The organism is Psychrobacter sp. T6-1 (genome assembly GCF_052258445.1).
The window spans coordinates 1-7,794 of the sequence record NZ_JBQQFC010000104.1; the positions used below are offsets into that span (position 1 = coordinate 1).

Annotated in this window: 9 protein-coding genes; 3 read left to right on the forward strand and 6 right to left on the reverse strand. The window is 46.7% G+C overall.

The annotated features are described in order from the left end of the window. The 6 genes from ACTXGO_RS07340 to hisF all read right to left on the reverse strand — a co-directional run. Positions 1-230, reverse strand: a 230-nt coding sequence (locus ACTXGO_RS07340; protein ID WP_443573888.1) for an NTP transferase domain-containing protein, incomplete at its 3' end; no start/stop codon positions are given. A 144-nt stretch (positions 231-374) separates the two neighbouring features. Further along, positions 375-962: a phosphatidylglycerophosphatase A family protein gene (locus ACTXGO_RS07345; RefSeq protein ID WP_443573890.1), complete on the reverse strand. Its 588-nt coding sequence runs from the start codon at positions 960-962 to the stop codon at positions 375-377. A 3-nt stretch (positions 963-965) separates the two neighbouring features. After that, positions 966-2,024: a thiamine-phosphate kinase gene (gene thiL / locus ACTXGO_RS07350; protein WP_443573892.1), complete on the reverse strand. Its 1,059-nt coding sequence runs from the start codon at positions 2,022-2,024 to the stop codon at positions 966-968. 2 nt (positions 2,025-2,026) lie between these two features. Next, positions 2,027-3,127 carry a transcription antitermination factor NusB gene (nusB, locus tag ACTXGO_RS07355; RefSeq protein ID WP_443542681.1) on the reverse strand — a complete coding sequence of 367 codons (1,101 nt, stop codon included), beginning with the start codon at positions 3,125-3,127 and terminating at the stop codon, positions 2,027-2,029. Positions 3,128-3,323: 196 nt separating this feature from the next. After that, the gene (gene ribH, locus ACTXGO_RS07360) at positions 3,324-3,863 is read right to left on the reverse strand and encodes a 6,7-dimethyl-8-ribityllumazine synthase (RefSeq protein WP_317199996.1); all 540 of its coding nucleotides are present in this window, start codon (positions 3,861-3,863) and stop codon (positions 3,324-3,326) included. Positions 3,864-4,035: 172 nt separating this feature from the next. Next, a complete protein-coding gene (gene hisF / locus ACTXGO_RS07365) occupies positions 4,036-4,818 on the reverse strand; it encodes an imidazole glycerol phosphate synthase subunit HisF (protein WP_443573893.1) in 783 nt (260 codons plus the stop codon). 286 nt (positions 4,819-5,104) lie between these two features. Here hisF and ACTXGO_RS07370 point away from each other — a divergent pair, with 286 nt between their 5' ends. The 3 genes from ACTXGO_RS07370 to ACTXGO_RS07380 form a co-directional block, all read left to right on the forward strand. Further along, positions 5,105-6,358: a homoserine kinase gene (locus ACTXGO_RS07370; protein WP_443573895.1), complete on the forward strand. Its 1,254-nt coding sequence runs from the start codon at positions 5,105-5,107 to the stop codon at positions 6,356-6,358. Positions 6,359-6,521: 163 nt separating this feature from the next. Then, on the forward strand, positions 6,522-6,812 hold the full coding sequence (locus tag ACTXGO_RS07375; RefSeq protein WP_435949838.1) for a putative signal transducing protein: 291 nt from the start codon (positions 6,522-6,524) through the stop codon (positions 6,810-6,812). A 74-nt stretch (positions 6,813-6,886) separates the two neighbouring features. Then, positions 6,887-7,794, forward strand: a 908-nt coding sequence (locus ACTXGO_RS07380; protein WP_435949837.1) for a class II glutamine amidotransferase, incomplete at its 3' end; no start/stop codon positions are given.

Genomic DNA, 7,794 nt, shown 5'->3' on the forward strand with positions numbered 1-7,794 from the left:
GACAGATGTGCATATTGACTATCCATTGCCGACTGGACTTGATCACCGCCAAACCCATAGACCACCACAGTATTATCTACCGTCAAATGATGACAAGTCTCAAGGACGTGACCCAGTAGCGGTTTGCTCGCCAAAGTCTGTAGTACCTTAGGCTTTGCTGACTGCATACGCGTGCCTTTGCCAGCTGCTAGGATAATCACGGATAAAGATGTTTTGATAGACGCTGACATTTCATGCACTCCACAAATGTAACAAAATATAATTTTGAATTATAACGTAAAAAAGCCCAGAAGTCATATCCAGATGGCAAGGTTTATGACTGATAGGCTTGATACTATTAAGAAAAATACAATGCTAGGTATAAAAGTAGACAGTTAGAGCATTAAGCCCATCATAGCGATAAGCCAAACAAAAGCAGCCATTATGCCTGCGATAATGTCATCGAGCATAATACCTAAGCCACCTGCGACCTTTTTATCGGCCCAGCCAATAGGCGGCGGCTTAATGATGTCAAAAAACCGAAAAAATACAAAGGCGATAATAAGGGAGAAAATAGAAGTGGCCTCAAAAATGTCTTGCCAAAAGCTAGTAGTGGTCACGCCCAAATAAGAGAACGGCAAAAGTGTAATCCACATGCCTGCCCACTCATCCCAGACGATGTGTGGGTCATCATGGACTTGCATAAGTACCGATGTGCGCCCGCATATCCAAATACCGATGATACTCGATAAGATAGTAATGATAAGAAAGGGAATAAAACCCAAACTCATCAAAGGAATGGCGACGATAAGGCCACCAACGGTGCCCCAAGTACCTGGTGCGCGGCGCGGCAAACCACTACCCAGACCGATACCAAGCCAATAGACGATGCGATCAAGTAGGCTTGCTGTAGCGGGCAGGCGCGGGCAGTCATTAGCTTTACTGATATCAGGCTTATGGTTGTCGGACGTATCGTTGGTCATGGGCTAACCTATAAAATGTTGGTAACCGCTTAAGTTGGGCAAGCTGGTAAAAGGCGCGGGGCTTGCTGGGGTCACAGGCTGACCTTTATAAAACAGCTTGGGATAAGGCTTACTAGCGCTGTTATTAGCGCTTGTATCTGGATCTATTAGTGCCAAAGCCGTCACCTCACCAATGCATGTGATCTGAGTATTGGTTTTATTATCAAAGGTGGCTGCAATATCAGCAGGCAAAGTAAAAGCCAGCTCATAATCATCACCACCTGTCAGCTGATATTGCAAGCGCTCTGCGAGATCTATACTAGATAGTGCTGAACTAGTAGGTAAGTCGTCAAGGTTAAGCTGTATCACAACGCCGCTTTGCTGACAGATATGTCCAAGGTCTTGATACAAACCATCTGAGATATCGATCATTGAGGTCGCACCAATCTGCGCGAGTGCTGTGCCCAAAGCGATACGCGGGGTTGGCATATGCAAACGATGTGCAAGCTGCGCTCCGATAGCCGTATCAGTATGATTTAGCGCGTAAGCGGCATCACCAATACTGCCAGATACATAGACCTTGTCACCGACCTGCGCCCCTGAGCGATAAATGGCAGGCGTACTTGCATTTAAGTAGCCTTGCGCACTGATGCTAAGTACCAAAGTCTCGCTACGCGTGGTATCACCGCCGATCAAAGTCACTCCAAATGACGTGCACGCGTGAAATAGACCTTTGGCAAAATCGCTTAGCCAAGTCTCATTTGCTAAGCGTTCTGGTAATGCCAGCGCCAGCAAGATACTGTGCGGAGTTGCGCCCATAGCCGCAATATCTGAGATATTAACGGCGACAGCTTTATAACCAATAGCAAAGGCTAGCTGATTAATCTCATCCCAGTCCGCGCTAAAGTGTCTGCCCTGAACTAAAGTATCAATACAGCTGACCAAGCGCGAGTCCGCTGGCAGTTTGATTACTGCAGCATCATCGCCGATACTTTTTTCGATACCGTTTGCGACGCCAGCCTCTATTTGCTCAGCGTCCTGCAATCCTAAAAATATCTGCTCGATCAGCTCAAACTCGTTCATGGTTAGTCTTTTACTTCAGAGCTACTATTATCAGAGCTAGGGTCTTTAGAGCTATCCTCTTTATTGTCATTGTCTTGTGATGGTTCAGAGGTTTTATCTGCATCGCTAAGCAAATTAGAGTTCTCTAAGCCGATATCTGCTGCATCGGTAGTTGCTAACAGTTTGTCTGTCTCTACCATACTGTCATCTTTTGGCGTTGTTGTCACCGCGTCATCGGCTACGGTAATAGGATTACTTTCGCTATCGATATTAGCTATAGTGTTGGCTGTGTCTTGCTCTGTATCTTGAGAGGTCGTGATTGGCTTGGTCGCCAGTTTTTTGCTGGCTTGTTTGGTTGCTGTGCCCGCGCTCGGTTTATTAGGACGAATGCGTTTAACACCTGTTTTATTCGCGCTGATACGCGGCTTGTTCGATGCGGTGGGCGCGTCGGTATAAGTCTCAGGTTGCACAGCGCTCTGGTCTTCATCTTGACTGGTCCTTGCTTGTTTGCTTGCCGCCTTTTGTGAGGTGCGTAGATTGGCTTTGCTGTCCGCTTGTACTTCAACGGCGCGTAATTGTATCGCCATTCTATCGAGTACGGCATTAATTAATTTGTGCGCGTCGGTTGCGCCAAAGTGATTGTTCAGCTTCATCGCCTCATCAAGCACCACTTTATACGGAATCTCTAAGCGGTGCTGTAACTCGTAAGCACCGATGAGCAAGATAGCGTGCTCAACAGTATCTAACTTCTCAATCCCGCGATCTAGCTGCTCAGCGATCAGCGCGTCCAAAGCGTCTATTTGCTCCGGAATATCGCGCATCATCTCGTGATAGTAGCCGATATGTACGGTATGCATAGCATTGGTCGCGCGCGTACGGGCAGCGATGTCATGCGGGGCATTGTCCTTCCAGCTACGCTTGTCTGTCGTATCAAAACGGCGGTCAGTGACCAGCCACTCATACAGACCCTGCATAGCAAAACGCCGCGCTTTACGCACGGCAGTATGACTGGTCTTATACGAGGATTCACTGACATCGAAATGTTGCTCATCGTCGCGGGCGGGCGTTTGAGTGATAGGATCAGTCTGTGCGTCATTCAGAGCGCGCTTGAGTTGGTCAGTCATAAGAGGTGAATACCTAAATGTTAAGATGTTAAATAGTGGTCGATTCGCAATTTGCCAATCTGTCGTCATGCTGTAGCGCTAAGACTTTAAACCTTAGCACTATTTAATGGTTATTACTTACCTGAACATACACTTTTATGTAGGGCTAAGGCCTCAGCCGATATGCCCTACAACAATAATGTATTAACGATTAAATTTAAGCGTCATCGCTATCATCGCGAGCATCATAGTCATCTTCAACATCTAATTGCGATAATACCGCTAGCATCTCAAGTACGACCATCGCCGCATCGCTGCCTTTGTTACCCGCTTTAGTACCCGCGCGCTCAATAGCTTGCTCAATACTGTCGGTGGTCAAAACGCCATTAGCAACAGGGATATTATAGTCAGTGGCAACGCCGCTTAAGCCTTTGGCAGATTCGCTGGCAACAAAATCAAAATGCGGCGTGCTACCACGAATGACTGCGCCCAAAGCGATAATCGCGTCAAAACGATCTGATTCAGCGGCGCGCTGGGCGACAAGCGGTAGCTCATAAGCGCCCGGTACGCGAACGACTGTGATATTGCTGCCCAAAACGCCATGACGAAGCAGGGCATCGATTGCGCCATCAACTAAAGACTCTACGATAAAAGCGTTAAAGCGACCGACGACGATACCGATACGAGCGTCTTTGTTTTGATGTAAATTGCCATCGATATGAGTGATGTTAGCGCGCTGCTGTTGTAAGTTTGACATAGAGGTATCCTTAGATTTATAACTATTAAAATGCAATTAAATAACGGGTTTTAACTATTGATTGACTATCCAATCAGTAAAAATATATAAGTGGCGCTATGATAGCATTTTTACGACTTTATTTGTGGATTAGCTGACTCTGGTAACCTTAATATAAACACCTTGTAACGCTCTACAAACGCATGGTTATTCCTTGCGCTGCCATATAAACTTTGGCCTCACCAACAGTGAATTCACCAAAGTGAAAAATACTGGCTGCAAGGACAGCATCGACGCCGCCTTGCAGTACGCCTTGAGCTAAATGCTCGAGGTTACCAACGCCGCCTGAGGCGATAACTGGAATGTTCACTTGATCAGTAATCTGTTTCATCAGTGCCAGATCATAGCCCTTTTTGGTGCCATCGCCATCCATTGAGGTGACGAGCAGCTCGCCTGCGCCCAGAGCTGCCATTTTGACTGCCCAAGCGACAGCGTCAATACCCGTCGGTTTGCGCCCGCCATGGGTAAATATCTCCCAGCGCGGCATAAGTATGCCGTTGACATCGATATCGGCGACGCGCTTGGCATCAATAGCAACGACAATGCATTGATTACCAAATTTCTGCGCTGCCTCCCCAACGAATTCTGGCGTAAACACCGCTGCTGAATTAATCGCCACTTTATCCGCGCCAGCATTGAGCAAATTGCGTATGTCGCTGATTTTGCGCACGCCGCCGCCAACGGTTAGCGGTACAAACACCGTCTCTGCCATACGCTCAACGGTATGATACGTGGTATCACGCGCGTCACTGGTCGCGGTAATGTCCAAAAAGGTAATCTCATCTGCGCCTTGTTCATTGTAGCGACGCGCCACTTCTACAGGGTCGCCTGCATCGATAATGTCGACGAATTGCACGCCTTTGACCACGCGCCCATTGTCCACATCCAAACAGGGAATAATACGTTTTGCTAGCATTTTATCTCACTCTTAATTACATTAAGTCAGTCAAAAACTTCATTGAAGCATTCTAACAAAATTGGAGCGCTTATATCGTGTTTAGTCGATACTGATATCATAATCTACTTTGTACAAATCAACAGTGACCACGCCGCTTACGCATGATGAGAGCTGGCACGCTGATCAGCTCAAAACCCTTCTTATTTATACAAAGGGTAGACGTTTCACGCTTGGTCATAAATTTTCGGTATAATGTCGCCTAAAATGCTCGCAACATTTACATGCCGCTATTAAAGAGAAGCTTATGTCCGTCTATACCCAGCTCACCGATGATCAATTTGCCGCCTTTTGCTCAAGCTTTGGGGTAGCGTTTGCCCGCGCCATTCCCATCACGCAAGGTATCAAAAACTCGAACTGGTTTATTCAGACCACAGATGACAGCGAGGGTGAATACTCTTATGTGTTTACCTTATTTGAAGAGCGCCCGCCTGCTGATATCGAAAAAATGGCAGTGATTTTGGGTCAATTGGACGGCACTTTACCCGTTGCTGCGCCACTACCTATTATCGAGATTGACACCGCGCAAGCCGCTACTGATAAAAACAATGATAAGCGCTACGTCATCCATTATGAAGACAAAGCCATCACGGTCGTGCCCTGCTTGTCGGGGGCGCATCCCAAACAAACGACTACAGCGATGTGTTACGAGATCGGCGCGGCGCTGGCGATGCTGCATGAGACTTTGCAAGAATTGCAGCCCAGCGAAGACTATGGGGTAGCGCTATATCCATGGATCGATGTACGCGACCGTGAGATACAGTTTATGCCAAGTGACGAGGCCAAATTGATGAGTGATATTTGGCAGTCGTATGAAAAGCTATCGCTGGATAAATTACCCAAAGGCCTTTGTCATCTCGATATGTTCGCGGACAATACCTTGTGGGATTTGACCAAAGGTAAAGAGACACTCACAGGCTTACTAGATTTTACTGAAGTGAGCGTCGATCATTATGTGATGGATATTGCCATTACTATTAATGACTTTTGTACCACGTGGGGCGATGCTGAACAAGGCGAATCGGTAGATTTTGATCGTCATAAAATGACCGCATTCTTGCAAGGCTATGAGTCCAAGCGCGCGCTTGATAGCGATGAGAAACGAGCCTTGCCAGTGATGTTGGCCAAAGCGGCGGTTATCTTTTGGCTACTACGTCTTAATGTCATTCATTACAACCGTACTGAAGGACGTAGTGGCGACAACATCATGGTCAAAAACCCTGATTTGATGAAACGCCTTGCCGCTTATCACTACTCGCACGTCGAAAAAGATCAAGATAGCGTCTTTGTCCTTGAGCATACACGGTTTGAAGAGGATGATACGGACAAAGATATCGCTGATTTTAAACTCATTGGCGTGTTCGCTAGCGAATCTCAAGCACAGGCGGCTATTGAGCAACTAAAGACGCAGCCAGGCTTTGAGGATTATCCCAATGGCTTCCATATTGATGAATATCCACTGGGTCAAATCAACTGGTCTTCAGGGTTTGTCATTTATTAAAATATTCAACACGCCCTAATACTAATTGAGTTCACTTGCCAATGATAAAAGCCTATACACTAAAGGTTAAGCGGTACTAATATTCATCTCAATTATGTTCATGTCATTTGCTCATTTGCATATGACCTTTTAGAGCCTGACCATTTAAAGTAAGGACACCTTTATGAGCGATCAAGTCGATAATTGGCATAAGCTGGCTCGTTTTGATACCAATATGCAAGGCGAATTAAACGCTAATTTGCTACGTAACAACGGCATTACCGTCTCGTTGCAGGCGCTAAGCGCGATTCCAGGGATGAACTCTGGCGTAGTGCTATGGGTACAAGATACCGATTTGGCGCAAGCTCAGCGCATCTTGGGCGGCGTCAGTAGTGCAACAGATGGCGAAGCACTCTTAGATCAAATGAGTGATGCCGAGCTGGGCATTGTACCAGATAGCCCAAAACCTTCATAGAACATAACCGAGCACAAAAATAGTCAAACACCAAGACAACTAAGCACCAAGACAATAAAGGCGGAAGCAGATACATGTGTCAACTTTTAGGAATGAACTGTAATACCCCAACCGATATCGGCTTTAGCTTTTCAGGCTTTCGTCGCCGCGGCGGTATGACTGACCATCATGAGGACGGTTTTGGTATTGCATTCTTTGAGCGTAGTGAGTGCATGCAAAATGGTAATGTATCCAACCTCTCAACAGGCCTGCGCTTATTCCATGACAACCGCCCAAGCCATTTATCGCCCGTTGCCGACCTAGTCAATAACTATCCGATCAAAGCGATGAATGTCATCGCTCATATCCGTAAAGCCACGCAAGGTCAAAATTGCTTAGCTAACACTCATCCGTTCGTGCGTGAAGTCTGGGGCGAGCAGTGGGTATTTGCGCACAACGGGCAGATGAATAGCGAATTTATAAAACGCTGCGAGCGCTTACAAGAAAACGGCAATGCCTCGCACTGTCAGCCTGTGGGTAACACGGATTCTGAAATGGCGTTTTGCTATTTGATTAACCGCCTCAAAAGCAGCTTTAAATCGCGTCCTGATAATGAGACGTTGTTTAACTTTTTGACGACGCAGTGCCGATATCTATCTGCTAACGGTCTGTTTAATTGCCTGATATCAAATGGCGAATGGCAACTGGCGTACGCGGGCAGTCTGCTATTTTATCTCACCCGCCAAGCGCCCTTTGGCAAGGCAGAACTCGCTGATGATGAGATATCGATTAACTTTGGTGATGTGACTGCTGACACCGATAAAACGACCATTTTAGTGACCGTACCGCTAACTAAAAATGAGAAATGGCAGCAAATAGCAGTCAATGAGTGCCTAATATTCCAAGAGGGTGACGTCGTCTATAAGAACAGCCCAAGCCAGCGTAAGTTTTTGACGGTTGAGGAGGGGATTGCCATTGCACGGGCAGTTGGGGCGAGTGTTTA